The sequence below is a fragment of the Bacteroides zoogleoformans genome (assembly GCF_002998435.1).
GTDB lineage: Bacteria > Bacteroidota > Bacteroidia > Bacteroidales > Bacteroidaceae > Bacteroides > Bacteroides zoogleoformans.
In genome coordinates, this window is record NZ_CP027231.1 from 860905 (window position 1) to 879366 (window position 18462).

Here is an 18462-nt window from a genome sequence, read left to right on the forward strand (position 1 = left end):
TTTGCTTCTTGATTGGCAGTTATTTGCTAACTTTGCAGCCTGATTATTGCGTAAGAAAAATGAAACATATATATATTATTTCCGTCCTTTTTCTATTGTCACTGCTTGCATCCGTACCTGCATCGGCACAGATAAAAGGCGTAGTTACAGACTCTCTCACCAACGAACCGCTGATGTATATCACTATACAATATGAGGGAAAAGGCGTGGGAGGCATCTCCAACGGCAATGGTGAATATCAGGTGGAAACCCACAGAGGATGGAATGAACTTACATTCTCCGCCGTGGGCTACATCACCAAGAAGGTGAAGTTTGAACCGGGCACCAAAGTGCTGAACGTAAAGATGCTGCCGGACGACATCATGCTTTCCGAGGTAGTGGTGAAACCCCAAAAAGAAAAGTATTCGCGCAAGAACAATCCGGCCGTGGAGTTCATGAAAAAGGTCATCGGGAACAAAAAGGCGCTGAAACTGGAAGAAAACGACTATTACCAATACCGGAAATATGAAAAGATGAAGATGTCCGTCAACGACATCACGCCGGAGAAAATGGAGAAAGGTATCTACAAGAAGTTCTCCTTCTTCAAGGATCAGGTGGAATTGTCGCCCAAGACCAACAAGATGATTCTCCCCATCTCCGTGAAGGAAACAGCCGGCAAGACCATTTACCGCAAAAACCCCAGAAGCGAAAAGACCATCATCGAAGGTATGAACTCCACCGGCATCGAGGAATTCTTCAGTACCGGAGATATGCTGGGAACCATATTATCGGAAGTATTCTGCGACATCAACATTTACGATGACGACATACGCCTGATGCGGAGACGCTTTGTCAGCCCCATCGGCAAAGGAGCCATCAGTTTCTACAAATACTACCTGATGGACACGCTGACGGTGGACAAGCAAGAGTGCGTGCACCTTACCTTTGTTCCGCAAAACCCACAGGATTTCGGATTTACAGGACACCTGTACGTAGTGAAAGACTCTACCTATGCCGTGAAGAAATGCACAATGAACCTGCCCAAGAAAACAGGGGTGAACTTTGTGGAGAACCTCGACATCGTTCAGATTTTCGAGCAACTGCCAGACAATAACTGGACGCTGACCGACGACGACATGACCGTGGAACTCAAGTTCGTGAAAGGCATACAAGGACTGGAGGTGCAACGCACCACCAAATACTCCGACTACTCATTCCAAGAGATAGAGCCCCGCCTCTTCCACCTGAAGGGAAGCGTCATCAAAGAGGCCAACATGCTGGCCAAAAGCGACGAATATTGGGCGAAAGTACGCCAAGTGCCGCTCACCAAGAAAGAGAGCACCATGGACGTATTCATGAACCGCATCGAACAGATACCGGGATTCAAGTACGTGATATTCGGAGCCAAAGCCTTGATTGAGAACTTCGTGGAGACGGGCACCAAAGAGCATCCCAGCAAGTTCGACCTCGGCCCCATCAATACCATCGTCACAAGCAATTACGTGAACGGCACGCGTTTCCGCCTGAGTGGCATGACCACCGGGAAACTCCATCCCCACTGGATGTTCAGCGGATACGGAGCCTACGGCACGAAAGACAAGAAATGGTTTTATTCCGGTGAGGCGGCCTACTCTTTCAATAAGCGCGAACATGTGTTGTGGGAGTTCCCGAAACATCACATTGCATTCAAATATACCTACGACGTAATGTCGCCCATGGATAAGTACCTTGCCACGGACAAAGACAACGTATTCGTGGGCTGGAAGTGGACAAAGGTGGACCAGATGTCGTACATGCGCGACGCCACCCTGAACTACGAACTGGAGACCAACACCGGTTTCTCCGTACAAGCCATGGCACGCCACCGCAACGACCAGCCTGCCGGCATCCTGCAATACTGGAAGAACAATGGAGAGACACCCGGCATAAGGGACACAAAGAATACGCTTGTGCACGACATCACCACAACCGAACTCGGCGTAACGCTGCGCTACGCTCCGGGAGAGACTTTCGTCAACACCAAACAGCGCCGTGTGCCCATATCATTGGATGCGCCGATATTCAGCATCTCGCATACCGCAGGTTTCAAAGGCGTGCTTGGGGGGGAATATAATTTCAACCTGACAGAGGCCGGATTCCGCAAACGTTTCTGGCTCGGCGCATGGGGTAAAATAGACGTCACCGCCCGCGCCGGCGCACAGTGGAACACCGTCCCCTTCCCCTTGCTGAACCTGCCGATGGCCAACCTTTCGTACATCACCCAGCACAACGAGTCGTTCAACCTTATCAACAACATGGAATTCTTGAACGACCGTTACGCTTCACTGGCCCTGACCTACGACATGAACGGAAAGCTGTTCAACCGCCTGCCGCTCATCAAGAAGCTGAAGTGGCGCGAAACGTTCCGTGTACGCGGTCTGTGGGGAACGTTGACAGACAAGAACAACCCGTACAAGAGCAATAACGCCGACTTGTTTCTCTTCCCCACGCGCAACGGCATACCCACCAGCCACGTCATGGGCAAGACGCCTTACATAGAAGCCAGTGTGGGGGTGTACAACATCTTCAAACTATTGCATGTGGAATATGTACGCCGACTGACATATACCGACATGCCCGGCGTGAAGAAAGACGGGATACGGTTTATGATCATGATGATATTTTGAAACAACTATGCAACCTTTAGCAGAAAGGCTACGCCCAAAATCATTGGATGAATACATCGGCCAGAAACACTTGGTGGGGCCGGGTGCCGTGCTGCGCAAGATGATTGATGCAGGCCGCATCTCCTCGTTCATCCTGTGGGGCCCTCCGGGAGTGGGAAAGACCACGCTGGCGCAAATCATCGCCAACCAGCTGGAGACGCCTTTCTATACGCTCAGCGCCGTGACCAGCGGCGTGAAAGATGTGCGCGAAGTGATAGATCGTGCCAAGAACAACCGTTTTTTCTCGCAGGCAAGCCCCATTCTTTTCATCGACGAAATCCACCGTTTCAGCAAGTCGCAGCAAGACTCGCTTCTGGGTGCGGTGGAGCAAGGCACCGTGACGCTGATAGGTGCCACCACGGAGAACCCGTCGTTCGAAGTCATCCGCCCGCTATTGTCGCGCTGCCAACTCTACGTACTGAAATCGCTCGAGAAAGAAGACCTCAGGGAGCTGCTGCAACGAGCCATCACCACCGACATCCTGCTGAAGGAACGGAAGATAGAACTGCAAGAGACCACCGCCATGTTCCGCTTCAGCGGAGGAGACGCACGCAAACTGCTGAACATCCTCGAACTGGTAGTAGATGCCGAAGCAGAAGACCCGGTGGTCATCACCGACCGGTTGGTGACCGAGCGCTTGCAGCAGAACCCCTTGGCCTACGACAAAGACGGCGAAATGCACTACGACATTATCTCCGCCTTCATTAAATCCATCCGAGGCAGCGACCCCGACGGTGCCATCTACTGGCTGGCACGCATGGTGGAAGGCGGTGAAGACCCCGCCTTCATAGCCCGCCGCCTCGTCATCTCCGCCGCCGAAGACATAGGGTTGGCAAACCCCAATGCGTTGCTGCTTGCCAATGCTTGTTTCGACGCGGTGATGAAGCTGGGATGGCCCGAAGGACGCATCCCGCTGGCGGAGGCCACCATATATCTTGCCACCAGCCCCAAGAGCAACTCGGCTTATTTGGCCATCGACAATGCGCTGCAATTGGTACGCGAAACGGGCAACCTGCCCGTTCCTCTGCACTTGCGTAACGCTCCCACCAAGCTGATGAAGCAACTGGGCTATGGCGACCATTACAAATATGCCCACGACTACCCCGGTAACTTCGTGAGGCAACAATTCCTGCCGGACGAGCTGAAAGACCGCCGCATCTGGCAACCGCAAGACAATGCCGCCGAACAGAAACACAAAGAACGGATGCAGCAGTTGTGGGGAAAAGAAAAGTAAACGAGCTGCCGGAGCATAAAATGCAGGGACGGAGCAGATGCACAAACTACGGACATTCCACAGCGATGACGGCAAGATTTTCCCTACTGAAATTCTACAGAATCCATAACACACTTTAAAAAGAAAATCAAATCAGTTTCTAAATCTTTTCTTTATTTTTGCACAAAATAAAAAGAAAGGAAAAACAATGAAAATAGTAGTACTGGACGGCTATGCCGCCAATCCCGGAGATCTTTGTTGGGACGAATTGTACGCCTTGGGCGATTGCACCATCTACGACCGCACCGCTCCCGCTGAAGTAGTGGGACGAGCTGCCGGCGCGGAAATTCTGTTGACAAATAAAACCGTACTCACAGCCAAGCACATGGCCGAACTGCCTGAACTGAAATATATCGGTGTACTTGCCACCGGATATAACATTGTGGATATCACCGCAGCCAAAGAACGCGGCATCATCGTCACCAACATCCCCGCCTACAGCACCGACTCGGTGGCACAGATGGTGTTTGCCCACATCCTGAACATTGCCCAGCAGGTGCAGCATCACTCCGAAGAGGTGCGCAAAGGCCGCTGGACGCAGAGTAAAGACTTCTGTTTCTGGGACACACCACTCATCGAACTGCGCGGCAAAAAACTCGGCATCGTAGGCCTGGGACATACCGGCTACACCACAGCCCGCATCGCCATCGGGTTCGGCATGAAGGTATGCGCCTACACCTCCAAGACAAACTTCCAGCTCCCTCCCGAGATTTGTAAAATGGAACTACACGAACTTTTCCGCGAATGCGACATCATCAGCCTCCATTGCCCCCTCAACGACTCTACCCGCGAGATGGTCAATGCCGAACGGCTCCGCATGATGAAACCCACGGCCATCCTCATCAACACCGGACGGGGGCCGCTCATCAACGAGCAAGACCTGGCCGATGCCTTGAACAGTGACATCATCTATGCCGCCGGTGTGGACGTGCTGTCCGAGGAGCCGCCCCGTGCCGACAATCCACTGCTTACTGCCAAGAACTGCTACATCACTCCGCACATAGCATGGGCCAGCACCGCCGCACGCGAACGCCTCATGCAAATCATGCTGGAGAATATCAAGGCCTATCAAGAAGGAAAACCCGTGAACATAGTAAAATAAAACAAGTTTGCAACAAACATCCGATATGGGAAAATCTGCTGTAAAAGGCCTTTTTTATTTTTGTTTGGTAGCTGCCACTTTAGTGCTGGCAGCCCTAACCATAGCTGCGGGACAGTCCGGCAGCGTCAATCCCACAGAATCCGTCATCATGCCCTTGCTGGGGCTGGCCTTACCGGTGCTGCTCATCATCAATCTGATAGTGGCGATATGCTGGGCGATAGCACACCGATTCTGGGCGCTGGTTCCACTGGCAGCCGTCGGATCCAACTGGCCCTACCTCACCTCCGTCATCCAGTTCAATGCCGACAAGGAGAAAACGCCGGACGGCAAATACCTGAAGATTGCCACCTACAACGTACATGGCTTCGGCTACGAGGTGACGGGCTACTCTTGCAAAGAGATAGCACGCATCATGGAGCAAGAAGACGTAGATGTGCTCTGCTTTCAGGAGTTCGGCGACAACGAGTACTTCCCGATGGACAGCATCTACAAAACACTGTCACACTGGCCGCACATCCTCATGACAAGCAACGACTCTGCGCAAAACGTGCTGCCCATGGCCGTCTTCAGCCGCTACCCGCTCATCGACCGGCAACTCATCACCTATCGGGAGAGCTCCAACGGCAGCATGATGTGCGACGTCGTGGCAGGTGAAGATACCATCCGCCTGCTCAACAACCATCTGCAAACCACCGACGTGAACCGGAAACGCCACAAATGGCAACAGGAGATAGGAGTGACTGACGCTCGCCGCGAAGTGCATGTGGCCAAAGATGCAGCACTCACCCTGCACGGCAACTTCGTGAAACGTGCCGAGCAAACACAAATCATCGGTCAGTATGCCAAAGAAAGTCCTTACCCCGTATTGGTATGCGGTGACTTCAATTCACTTCCGTCATCGTACACCTACCACTATCTGACCGGTTTTCTGGAAGACGGTTTCCGCAGTGCCGGATGGGGCTATATGCGCACCTATCGCTATGGAAAGGGGCTGCTGCGCATCGACTATATTTTCCATTCGCCTGCACTGAAAGGTATCGACTACTACTCGCTCAATCTGGATTTGTGCAGCGACCACAATCCGGTGATCATGGAGGTGGAATACTAAAAAAAACGGGCATGAACCCATCTGAAGTTCAGAAGTTCATGCCCGGCTCTTTCTTTTAAAATCTAACGTCTAAACCTAAAGTCCGACAACGATGTCCTGGCTATCCTACCATGCCCAATCGGTCAAAACATAAGAGCTTTCCACTTGGTTTTCCAAGTCATCCGGCAGGTTACAGAAGAAGTCTATACCGGAGAAAGCTTCCAGTTCATCGATGCTGACTAAATACTGCTGCATCTCTGTGGCTGTAGGCTTCTTCGGCAATCCCTCCTTATGCTCAACCAAGAAAGCAATGGCATGGTACACTCCGTTTTTCTCGGAAAGTATAGCCGCAAAGTAATATTGCGGACAAGCCAATCCTTTCACCGTAAAACCTCCCGCATTAGTAGCAGGAACTATGCCATTAGGATCTGCTATAGTACCGGTAAAGTTCTTAAGCAAACGATTCAGCGTACCTCCCTTGGTGATATATACCTTATCATAAACATTCGGGATTGCACGTCCCCACTTTCGTATCTGATTTTCAACAGATAACCAAAAGCCACTGTTGAAATCATTAATCTGCGGACTCATGTTACTATAATAGAATGTCTGTTCATTAGCCTCCTTGAAATACACACGATCTTCGGAAGCACAAATGTGCCCGCGGTCAAATCCGTCACCTTTATGCCATTCATTGTCCACCTGCATCTCTTTCGGAAGTTTCGGGTCTACATTCCAAGCGTCAGTACGCTTCACGTTATCTTGTTTCGTAACAGTATCGAAAACAAAAGCGACCCATGCCGAATGCTTCATGGCATCATTCCACTCCAGCGCATAATTGAAGACGGTCTGATTATTGACCGACACGGTATGCTCCACATAGTAATTGGCGGAATTGAGGTGCGGAATGGAATAATCGGTCACATAGGCTCTGCCTTCCGTCACCACATTGGCATTCGTATTCACAATCTTTTCGCGCGAAGAGAGGAGATATTCCACCCCTACATCATCACCGTCTATATAGGCAACGCGAAGTTTAAGGAATACATACTCCTGCGGAGTGGTGTAACGCACCCAATAGGCGGAATTCCCTGCAATCGGCGCAGTGGTTTTCCACTCCGTCACCGCAGAAACAGCCGGGAGAGCGGAGAGTTTAGACACTCCGTCGTACTTTGCAAAGCCGTAATTCACCCCTTTAAGCTCTTTATTCCCGATAAGGATTCTTGAAGCAAGCCCTTCGGGCAATAATCCCTCAGCAGTTGCACCACCGCCGGCATAGCCTTTCAGCACAAAGGCCTTGGCGCCTGACTCCGTAAGTTCTATGGAGTTGATGTCCGGACGTTTTTGCATGGAGGCTACCTTATACTCCACGCCAACCTTGTTCCCGTCGATATACGCCACGCGAAGCTTGATGTAACCGTAATGCGTGGTTGTGACATAGCGCACCCAGGCCGTCGCTGCTGCCGTAAGCTCCAATGTCTCTCTCCAGTCGGACACCGTAGAGAAATCCGGCATCGCATCCAAACGCTCCACCTTGCTGCAAACGGCAAAAATATAATCAGTGCCGCACAGCTTTTTATCCTTGATATATACCGGCGTGGCGAAGCCTTCGGGCTGTAAGATTCCTCCGGCGGTAACCCCATCGGAATATCCCAACATTATCAACTTCGATGAGCCGGTTTCCGTACTTTCAATCACTTTTTCCTTTGGAATCGTAGGTTCCGGAGAGTCGCCCGACGAGCTGCAACCTATAAGCAAGGCAGCAATCAAGCAAGGCAAAATCTTAAACATCTTCTTCATAACCATTCTATCCTTTTTCTGTGAAAAAAGGGAGCAGTGTAAACGCTACTCCCTTTCATTGATTCATAAGTCCGTTATTCAGCGTTTCACAGGACCTGCTGTCTTTTCAAACTTCTTGGTTTCTTCGTTGTACATGAATGACATGCCATAAAGGCCATCACCGCGTCCGCCATACACCTTGTACACGGCAACATAACTGATACCCGGATCCGGTGTATCAATCCAAGAAGGAAGCAGAATATCAGCAAGTCCCTGGGCAATACGCTCATCCATGATAGTCTGAATCTCTTCGTCAGATTTACCGGTCAGATAACCATCAACATTATAATAGTTTTTCCATGTATTATATTTATTGTTGATATTGCTGTATTTGCTTGAAGATCCAAAATAGTATTCCTCTTGCGTTGCATTCTGAGTGCTCAAGAAGGCCGGCTTATTAGCCGTAACCCAGGTAACCAAAGCTTTATAATCAGCCTCAACCATGGTAATCACTTTTGTTCCTCCCAACAATCTGACAATGCTCCAGGCAGCGCCATCATAGGTCATCTCGGCAATTTTCGTCGATACGGTCAGCACTTCCGCAAAGGGGTTATAGGCTGTCCATGCATTGCCGTCGAACTTATACAAAGCTGTCTTCACCGTGGTCGTTTTGTTGGCATAAAACTTATAAGAAATCTCGCAAGTAGCCCCCGATTTCGTATAAGGGAAAGCCTTTTTCAAAAAGATGGGCAGGTAGAAATCAATATCCATATTGGCATCGAAGTTCTTATACTTACCCGGCTGACCTTTTTCGGTACCCATGGAAACATAATCCTCATCAGTCAAGGTATATTTCTTGTCAGGAGTGAAGCTGCTGTATTCGGTCCAACCGGTGGCAGTCTTCTGATACACCTTCACCTGGGTAGATTTAGAACCAGCATAGAAGACATAAGAGATGGCTACAATTTTTCCTGTTGCCAAATCGGCATACTTCGACGTACAGAAATTCTTGAGGTATTTATCCACATCCATGCTGGCGTCAAAGTTCTTGTACTTGCCCGGTTGCCCTTTTTCAGTACCCATCGCAATATAATCCGCATCGGTCAGAGTGTATTCCACATCAGCTTTCAGCTCTTCAAAGTCTTTAGTGATGTCGCCACATTTCACGCTGACCTTAGCCGAAGATCCTTTGTCGCAATAAGGGAACTTGGCTTTCAACATCGCATTCAAGGCTTTCTGCAGAGCAGCTTTGTCCGTGAAATACCCCTCACCGGGATAATTTCCGGTGAACTCTCCTTCATACTGGGCAACATCGGTTATCTTGATGTCATCATAACCTTCAAAGTTGTCTTTATTATAGTCGCATCCCATCAGTACGGCTATTGCCGCGAACATGGACGCCCAAAAATATTTCTTCATAATTGTCATATCTCCCTCTTTTAGAAATTAACTTTAAGTTTTAAAGACATATTACGTCCGAAACCGTAGAACACACGGTAAGCAGATTTCCATGTATGGTCGCCGCCGTCGAATGCAGAGTTGATATACTCTTGGTTGAACAGATTCTCTATGTTACCCGAAAGGGTGGTCTTCAATCCGGCAATTTCAAAAGCATAGCTTCCGCTGAAGTCAACAGTAGAGTAAGAAGGAATACGCCAAGGGGTCTCATAGATCTTCTGTCCTCCGAGGGAAATGTCATTGCTCTGAACAGCATAGTCGGCATAGTTGCGACCGTAGAAGTTCCAGTCCATACTCAAGCGCAAGCCCTTCATCGGGAATACATTCAGGCCAATGGCAGCCGTGGTCTGTGCAGAGCCACCTTCCATAACATCTTTTTGACCTATCAACATGGTAGCGTGATCTGCCGCACCAATGGCAGAAGCCACTTTATAGTCCTTGGTCATAGGCTGTCCGCCCGAATTGTAGAAGTAACCTACCGGATTGTTCGTCCAGCGCCAGTCGCCTACAGACAACATACCGGTAACATTCATCCATCTTACAGGTTTATAGTTCATTTCCAACTCAATTCCTTGGTGAGTGGAGTTCACACCTTGCATATTCACCATGGCACGATCCAAGTTGCCGTTTGCATCCGTATAGTCAAAAGAACGAGCCATTGTCTTATCTTTCCATACGGTATGGTAAGCATTCAAGTTGGCCGTAAATACCCGAGAACGATATCCGTAGCCCACTTCAAAGCTCAGCACCTTTTCGTTCACGGCATCCTTGTTCACGGCATTGCTTACTGTAGAAGAAAGGAATGCGCCGCCCGAGAAGTAAGGCGCACGGCTGATGTAACCTACATTGGCAAATACATTGTTGTGTTCGTCCAAGTTATAGTTGGCACCCCCCTTAACAGTGAAGCCCAACTTATTTACCTTATCTGATTTGGCGTGAGCCTCATCATAATAGAAGCGGTCGTAACGCCATTGGCTTACTTCGCTGATAGAACCGGAAACAAAAGCAGTCAGCTTGTCGTTGTCATATTCAGCCTGACCGAATACGCCGCCCTGCAATACGTGTCCATCGTAATCGCGATATACAACGTCGCCTACAGTAAGCTTTTTATAGTTAAAAGCATCAGTACCGGCTCCGGCAAAATTGGCCGCCTTCACATTCTTACGATAACGGTCGATGTAATAAGAGCCGTTATAAAGGTCGATGATTTCATTGGTATGCGTACCGATGTAGTAACGGGCGTCAATACCGACGTAGAAGTTGATTCGGTCATTCAACTCTTTCGTATAAGTAGAAAGCAGGCCATACCATTTATGCAGATTTTTCGATACGGACATCACCATCTGCGAACCGCTTGTGCTTTGTTCGTTCATTTCCTGAATCTTATCATAAGCGAATGTTCCGTCCGCATTGCGGAATGTGGTGTTCAGAATGCCGTCCGAAGTTCCGTACCATGCACTGGAATAAGCGCTGGTACCCTGGCCGCTATAGCCATATCCATCGCCGATGGACATATAGATCATACTGTTCAGAGAAGAAGTTGTATTAATCTGCCAAGAGTGGTTGAGCTGTATCTGCGGCTTATGATATTTGTTGCGGGCAGAAGTCTTGCGTTCGCCATTTTTGCCGAAGCCATAAGTGGCGTTATAACGATATTGCTCGCCCGGCAACATATATTTCTGTACTTGTTGCCACCCTTCAATGGTCAGTCCGTCGTAATTACTACGTTGGTTGTGCCACTGAGGAGCGCCAAAAGCCGTCAAAGACACTTGATGATTATCTCCCAAACGCTTGGCAAGACTGGCAAAATAAGTGTAGCCTTCAAATTCGGTACCTTGCACGTAGCCGTCTCCCCAAGACTTACCACCCAAAAGGGTAAATGCCCAACCATCCTTCGTCAAACCGGAAGAGACACTGAACAACACCTTGTTATACCCATCATTACCTACGGCATAGCTGGCAAATCCGCCTTTCTTGGCATCGGTAGCTTTGGTCACGATATTGATAGAACCACCTACCGAAGGGGCGGAAACCTTGGACGCACCCAACCCGCGCTGATACTGCACGTTACTCGAGACATCGGTCAAACCGGCCCAATTACTCCAATAAACACCGCCCCACTCCATGTCGTTCATGGGAGCGCCATTCACCAATACAGCCACGTTCTCCGACTTAAAACCGCGGATGTTCACTTTGGAGTCTCCATAACCGCCACCGGCACGACTGACGTATACACCCGGAGAAGACTTCAATATCTGCGGAAAGTCGGCTGTTCCGATACGTTCCTCGATATAGGCGGGAGCAATGGTGGACATAGCCACAGGCGTTTTACGTGCAATGGCTTGAGAAGTGATTACCACATCGTTCAAGGCCACGGCGTCCGCATGCATCTGGATTGTTCCCCAATCCACCGATGCACCTTTCTGGGTAATTTTCCTCTTGAGGTCCTTGTAACCTACGTACTTGAATAATAAAGTTCCGTTTGGGGCTACTTCTTGCTTGAAATAACCGTCGATGTCAGTCACTGTTCCTTGCGTAGTACCCTCCACCATTACGGCAGCCCCTACCAACGGCTCACCCGTTTCCGCATCAACAAGTTGACCTTTCACTGTGGTCTGGGCAGATGCCACGGCACCAAATGCCGACAATACGGCCACCAACAGGAAATGAATTAGATGTCTTCTCATAATTCTGTTTTTTGTTAATAGATAGTATTAATTAAATATTAAATTCTGTTTCAAGTCGCAAATATAAAAAAAATAAGTCAGTATATATTGCGTTTATGCCACCTTTTTTTCACACCAAGAAAGTAACTTTGATTTTTTTCCAAATAGCTCGAAGAGCAATTAAACACAAAAAGCTCCGCCTTCGAGGGCAGAGCTTTCCGTCTTTCTTTAAATCGGCCGATACGCTTTCATTATGCGGTCAAAATCAATCTGTCGCAAGTTTTCTGTAACGCACGCGTGTAGGTTCTTCCTTACCTAAACGTTTCAGTTTATTCTCCTCATATTCGGAATAAGAGCCTTCAAAGAAGAACACGTTGGAATCTCCCTCAAAAGCCAGAATGTGCGTACAAATACGGTCGAGGAACCAACGGTCGTGACTGATAACCACGGCACAACCGGCAAAATCTTCCAACCCCTCTTCGAGCGCACGAAGCGTATTCACGTCAATATCATTGGTAGGTTCGTCGAGAAGCAGCACATTGCCCTCTTCCTTCAGGCAAAGAGCCAAGTGCAGGCGGTTACGCTCACCTCCGGAAAGCACTCCGCAGAGTTTCTCCTGATCGGCTCCGGAGAAGTTGAAACGAGACAGATAGGCACGTGCGTTGACGTCGCGCCCGCCCATGCGGATCAAATCGTTACCGCCGGAAATCACTTGATACACGCTCTTGCCGGGGTCGATGTCTTTGTGTTGCTGATCCACATAAGCCACTTTTACGGTCTCTCCCACTTCAAACTCGCCTTTGTCTGCCTTCTCCAGGCCCATGATCAGGCGGAAGAGCGTCGTCTTTCCGGCACCGTTAGGGCCGATGATGCCTACTATGCCATTAGGCGGAAGCATGAAGTTGAGATTATCGAACAAGAGTTTCTCCCCGAATGCTTTTGCCACGTTCTTGGCCTCAATCACCTTGTTGCCCAGACGAGGACCGTTCGGTATGAAGATTTCCAACTTCTCTTCTTTCTCCTTCACGTCCTCGCTCAGCAGCTTGTCATAAGAGTTCAAGCGAGCCTTTCCTTTGGCCTGACGGGCTTTAGGAGCCATACGTACCCACTCCAGCTCGCGTTCCAAGGTCTTGCGGCGCTTGCTGGCCGTCTTCTCCTCCATCTCCATACGCTTGGTCTTCTGCTCCAGCCAGCCGGAGTAGTTGCCTTTCCAAGGGATGCCCTCTCCACGGTCCAGCTCAAGAATCCATCCGGCCACATGGTCGAGGAAGTAGCGGTCGTGAGTCACGGCAATCACTGTACCTTCATATTGCTGCAAATGTTGCTCCAGCCAATCGATGGATTCGGCGTCAAGGTGGTTGGTAGGCTCGTCGAGCAGAAGCACGTCCGGCTTCTGCAACAACAGGCGGCAAAGAGCCACGCGGCGACGTTCGCCTCCCGACAGATGTTCCACAGACTGGTCTTCGGGCGGACAACGCAAAGCATCCATGGCACGCTCCAGTTTGCTGTCAAGGTTCCATGCGTCGGTAGCATCTATGATATCCTGCAATTCGGCCTGACGAGCGAAGAGTTTATCCATCTTATCCTGATCCTCATAATACTCGGGCAAACCGAACTTCTGATTGATTTCCTCATATTCCGTGAGCGCATCCACAACGGGTTGCACCCCTTCCATTACAATTTCCTTCACCGTCTTTGCAGGGTCAAGATAGGGTTCCTGAGCAAGATATCCCACCGAATATCCGGGCGAAAACACCACTTCTCCTTGATAAGACTTATCCAGGCCGGCAATAATCTTCAGCAAGGTGGACTTGCCCGAACCGTTCAAACCGATAATCCCGATTTTCGCTCCATAGAAGAATGAAAGGTATATATTCTTCAATACTTGCTTATTGTTCTGCTGGATGGTTTTGTTCAGCCCCACCATAGAAAAGATGATTTTCTTATCGTCTACTGTTGCCATGTATTCTAAAAAATAATTAGTGATTAATGTTCAGTGGGCAAAGATATAAAAAAAACGAAAAATCTTTGCTCTTTCCGAAAATGTATCTATCTTTGCAGCCGCTTAACCGCAATAAGGTTTGATTCGCTAGCTCAGCAGGTAGAGCACAACACTTTTAATGTTGGGGTCCTGGGTTCGAGCCCCAGGCGGATCACCAAACCAAAAAGACTTTTCACGGGGATTGAATTAAATACTCGACAAAAGCTTGCCAATAGCCACGTGCGGCAAGCACATTCTCTGAATCCATATCCTCTCTATCCGGCTTCCATGCACCGCTTTTTACTTTGTTTATCGCATCATTCAAAACGAAGTATTATTTTCCATAATCGAAAATTACGCACTACATACTTACCATGTCAGAACTATACCAAAGCCGTATCTCCCCCGTATCCGCTCCGTGTCTATTAGGAAGGAGGTTATACGGAGATGATACGGAGATGATACGGAGATGATACGGAGGTGATACGGAGGTGATACGGAGGTGATGCGGAGCAGGTAGATACTTGACACGCAAATTATTTGTTTTTTCCCCGTCCTCAAAGTAGAATGGTTCCGCAATGCCAAATTCGGCATCCGGGCGCATTGGGAACCACAAAACGTAGAGGGCTCGGGAGACCGGATGGCCCGTTGAATCCCGACAAGTTGGCAGCCTTCTACAAAGAGTCTGCGGATGACCGGAGAGTTATCCCGGGAGACACATGTTCCGGCCTGTCTCCACAGTATATCATGCCGTCCGCGACAAATCCATGGAACTTTTCACGGTTCAGAATTCAACAGGACAGGACTATCGATTAAAAAAGTTGGAGGCGTTTTTGATACCACCTCCAACCTTTTTTGTCACTTAACCTCTTCCAGGTAGAGCACACGACTTGAATAATCGTTCTGCTTGTGATAATCCACCCTGTGGTTATAAGGTATTTCCAGACCGTTGGCCATGAGATAGGCACCGCTGAACGTCTTTCCCTCGAATTTCAAAGGCACATTGTCGATACGGTTCAGTTCGTGCACCTTATAGTGCTTGTCGGGGCAGAGGCCGGCCATCTTCACACGCGGCAGGTGCTGATTGCAGAAATGCTCGGTTTTCCACCAATAGAATACCGCTTTATCCTTTTCGGAGGCAACATACATCAAGGAAGCCGCTCCCAAATGGTCATAGGGAGACAGCAGACGGTAAATATCTCCCATCTGCACGATGGGGCGGATGAGTTTATACTCGGCAATGGCCTTCTTGCACAAAGCCTTCTCGTCGTCTGTCATGTTCTTGGGTTGAATCTCCATGCCCAGACGACCGCTCATTGCCACATCGATGCGATATTTCAGGGGGATGCTGCGGAACGTCTGGTGATTGGGAGTGGCGCTGATGTGCGAAGCCATGGCGATGGCGGGGAAGAAATAAGAAGCGCCCCATTGCATATAGACACGTTGCAAGGCGTCGGTATTGTCGCTCACCCAGAACTCATCGAAGTAAGGCAAAACACCGTAGTTGGCACGGCCGCCGCCACTGGCACAAGCCTGAATGGTGAGGTCGGGGTATTTGCTGCGGATGCGTTGGCAAACCTTCTCGAAGCCACGATGATACTCGATGTACAGATGACTCTGATTGTCTTTCGTCAGATATTGAGAACCATGATTCATGATGGACATGTTGGCATCCCACTTGATATAGTCTATGGCAGGATAAGCCGTCATCAGATTGTCCACAATTTTAAAGACATAGTCCTGCACGGCAGGGTTGGCAAGATCGAGTACCACCTGCGTGCCGCCTCGTCCCAATACGAGGTCGCGTCCGGGAGCCTTGATGACCCATTCGGGATGCTGTTCATAGAGTTCGCTGACGGTATTTGCCATTTCCGGTTCAATCCAGATGCCGAACTTAATGCCGTGTTTCTTGGCGTCCGACAGCAGTCCTTCAATGCCTTGGGGGAGTTTGTTCTTATCCACCACCCAATCGCCCAGCGAAGATCTGTCGTCCTTACGGGGATATTTATCGCCAAACCATCCGTCATCCATGACGAACAGTTCACCGCCCATGGAAGCGATATCGGCCATCATCTGGTCCATACCCTCCTGATTGATATCAAAATAGACTCCTTCCCAGCTGTTCAGCAGAACCTTTCGGGGCGTGGTGCCATGGGCCAGCTTATGCAAGCGTGCCCAGCGGTGGAAGTTGCGGCTGCTGCCGCTCAATCCCTCGCCGCTATAGGTGAGTGCCAGTTCGGGAGTGCGGAACAGTTCGTCTTTCTTCAATGCATAGGCAGAGTTTTCTTCGTTGATGCCTGCAAAGAAATGGTGATACTCGTCGTCGTTCGTATCGATGCGTAGTTTGTAGTTTCCGCTGTAACACAGAGCCGCACCAATCACATCGCCGGTATTCTCCTGCGGTTTGCCATCCAGTGAAAACATCACTTCGGCATGCGACGTGTGGGAGTTGCGCACACCGTCCTTGTTCTTGATAATCTTCATTCCGGGCGCCAGAGGCTCTTGGAAGAGCCGGCCTTCATTGCCCCACGAGCCATACAGATGGGACAGCCATACCTCGCCACGACGGATGGGCAGGTAGGCAGAGGCAAACTGACTGAGCAGCACGGAGTTCTTCTCCCTGTGAGTAATCTCCGTCCAAGCCTCGATGACATCGGCATCTTGCCACGCCTTATAGCAAACATCCACGAAGAAAGGATACACCTTGTCTTTCAGCGACACCACCGTTTTCACCGCATCGGCTTCTTTAGAAACGGCGACCTTCAGCACTTCCAACTGCAATGTCATATTGCCATCGGCATGCCTCACGGCAAGAGCGGTTTCCGCAGGACAGTTCATGCCATACTCCGGATAGGCCGCATGCTTCCACTGAGACGCTTCGAGATTCTGCATATCCGCGTCAGAAAGCTTACCGCCATAATACAAGTATTCCAGCTTTCCACCCTCGGGCGCAGAGAGCACCAAAGAGGTGTTAGGGGTAAATACATACACGCTTTGGGCAAACAAGCCGCCGGTCAGCAGCAATGTTCCCAAAAATAAATTGGTTCGCTTCTTAAAATCCATGTTTTCCTGTTTTTTTAGATTGATTTGTTTTAGCCGTGACAAAGATATGTTTTCTCATCAAAATAAAATAGTATTGTTTTATCTTATCCTCATACTACTTTACCGTTCGTCATGAAAATCCGTTCCCCAATGAAATTTCCCATCCCACCTTCTGCCGGCGGCTGTTCGACGGCCTGACACCGGCAATCCCTGCGATACAAAGAGAGACGACGATTTACAGTATGGCTTCGGTCAAAGTTACAGTACAGCTTCAGTCGAAGTTACAGTACGGCTTCAGTCGAAGTTACAGTACGACTTCGGTCGAAGTTACAGTACGGCTTCGGTCGAAGTTACAGTACGAACAAGCGTTGCCTCACGCTTGTACAAGTGTAGGCTTACGATAGAACAAGCGTGAGCTCTCGCTTGTGCATTCGGATGGATACCTCCATACAAAAGAAGCAGTTAAGAAAGCATATGCTTTGCCCATCAAAAACAAAAATCTCTGAAAATGCCGCTAAAAAAGCATTTAAAAGTAAAGACTATTATTTTTATAGCTAAATTTGTGCGATAAAATACTACTAACACCAATTTTATTCGAAAAAAGAGTATGAAGAAAATGAAAATTACAGCATTACTGCTGTGCGGTACCATACTGCTGGGCAGTTGCGGTACAATGAACAACACGACAAAAGGCGGTATTATCGGCGGAGGTTCCGGCGCTGCCGCAGGTGCCATCATAGGCGGACTGTTAGGCAAAGGCAAAGGGGCTGCCATCGGGGCTGCCATCGGGGCTGCCGTAGGTACGGGAACCGGAGTTGCCATTGGCCGTAAAATGGACAAAAAGGCGGCCGAAGCCGCCAAGATTGAAGGCGCACAAGTTGAGCAAGTGACCGACGTCAATGGCCTGCCGGCCGTAAAGGTTGCTTTCGATGCAGGCATCTTGTTCGGGTTCAACTCTTCCGCATTGAGCAACAATGCAAAATCTTCCTTGCGAGAACTTGCACAGATCTTGAAAGAAGACGCTACTACGGACATCGCCATCATCGGCCATACAGACAAAGTGGGTAGCTACGACGCCAACGTAAAGGTTTCAAACAACCGTGCTTATGCCGTCGAAAATTACTTGCAAAGCTGCGGCGTTTCTCCTGCCCAATTCAAAAAAGTGCAAGGTGTTGCCTATGACCAATACGACGAAAGCAAAACTGCCGCTCAAAATCGTCGTGTAGAGGTATATCTGTATGCCAGCGAGCAGATGATTAAGAATGCCGAATCGGCCAACTAAACCGGCAACAGTCATTCACCGGACACCGGTTGCTGTTTTTAAGAGATGAAAGCCCTCACGTTCGGTCTCCCCAAAAACAATTGGAAATGTCCGGACGTGAGGGCTTTG

10 protein-coding genes and 1 tRNA gene are annotated in these 18462 nt (G+C 49.4%); 6 read left to right on the top strand and 5 right to left on the bottom strand.

The features are described from left to right. Window positions 1-59 precede the first annotated feature (59 nt). From C4H11_RS03695 to C4H11_RS03710, 4 genes are all read left to right on the top strand, one after another. The gene (locus C4H11_RS03695; protein ID WP_106040504.1) at window positions 60-2645 is read left to right on the top strand and encodes a DUF5686 and carboxypeptidase-like regulatory domain-containing protein; all 2586 of its coding nucleotides are present in this window, start codon (window positions 60-62) and stop codon (window positions 2643-2645) included. A gap of 7 nt (window positions 2646-2652) precedes the next feature. Beyond that, complete coding sequence (locus C4H11_RS03700; RefSeq protein WP_106040505.1) at window positions 2653-3918, top strand: replication-associated recombination protein A; 1266 nt, start codon at window positions 2653-2655, stop codon at window positions 3916-3918. A gap of 187 nt (window positions 3919-4105) precedes the next feature. Further along, window positions 4106-5059 carry a D-2-hydroxyacid dehydrogenase gene (locus C4H11_RS03705; RefSeq protein ID WP_106040506.1) on the top strand — a complete coding sequence of 318 codons (954 nt, stop codon included), beginning with the start codon at window positions 4106-4108 and terminating at the stop codon, window positions 5057-5059. A 25-nt stretch (window positions 5060-5084) separates the two neighbouring features. After that, entirely contained in the window at window positions 5085-6167 is a 1083-nt protein-coding gene (locus C4H11_RS03710; RefSeq protein ID WP_106040507.1) for an endonuclease/exonuclease/phosphatase family protein, read from the top strand. 105 nt (window positions 6168-6272) lie between these two features. On the opposite strand, the gene C4H11_RS03715 is transcribed toward C4H11_RS03710, so the two are convergent. The 4 genes from C4H11_RS03715 to ettA form a co-directional block, all read right to left on the bottom strand. Continuing rightward, on the bottom strand, window positions 6273-7946 hold the full coding sequence (locus C4H11_RS03715) for a DNA/RNA non-specific endonuclease (RefSeq protein ID WP_234819867.1): 1674 nt from the start codon (window positions 7944-7946) through the stop codon (window positions 6273-6275). A 78-nt stretch (window positions 7947-8024) separates the two neighbouring features. Continuing rightward, window positions 8025-9344, bottom strand: coding sequence for a hypothetical protein (locus C4H11_RS03720; RefSeq protein ID WP_234819868.1), 1320 nt, complete (start codon window positions 9342-9344; stop codon window positions 8025-8027). A gap of 20 nt (window positions 9345-9364) precedes the next feature. Beyond that, window positions 9365-12070, bottom strand: coding sequence for a TonB-dependent receptor (locus C4H11_RS03725; RefSeq protein ID WP_106040508.1), 2706 nt, complete (start codon window positions 12068-12070; stop codon window positions 9365-9367). Window positions 12071-12314: 244 nt separating this feature from the next. Continuing rightward, window positions 12315-14012, bottom strand: a complete 1698-nt coding sequence (gene ettA, locus C4H11_RS03730; protein WP_106040509.1) for an energy-dependent translational throttle protein EttA — start codon at window positions 14010-14012, stop codon at window positions 12315-12317. 120 nt (window positions 14013-14132) lie between these two features. Between ettA and C4H11_RS03735 the strand changes: the two genes are divergently transcribed. After that, window positions 14133-14208: transfer RNA gene (locus C4H11_RS03735), tRNA-Lys, on the top strand. Between the two features lie 680 nt (window positions 14209-14888). On the opposite strand, the gene C4H11_RS03740 is transcribed toward C4H11_RS03735, so the two are convergent. Further along, window positions 14889-17093, bottom strand: a complete 2205-nt coding sequence (locus tag C4H11_RS03740) for an alpha-galactosidase (RefSeq protein ID WP_106040510.1) — start codon at window positions 17091-17093, stop codon at window positions 14889-14891. Window positions 17094-17679: 586 nt separating this feature from the next. Here C4H11_RS03740 and C4H11_RS03745 point away from each other — a divergent pair. Then, the gene (locus C4H11_RS03745) at window positions 17680-18354 is read left to right on the top strand and encodes an OmpA family protein (protein ID WP_106040511.1); all 675 of its coding nucleotides are present in this window, start codon (window positions 17680-17682) and stop codon (window positions 18352-18354) included. The last annotated feature ends 108 nt before the right edge of the window (window positions 18355-18462 follow it).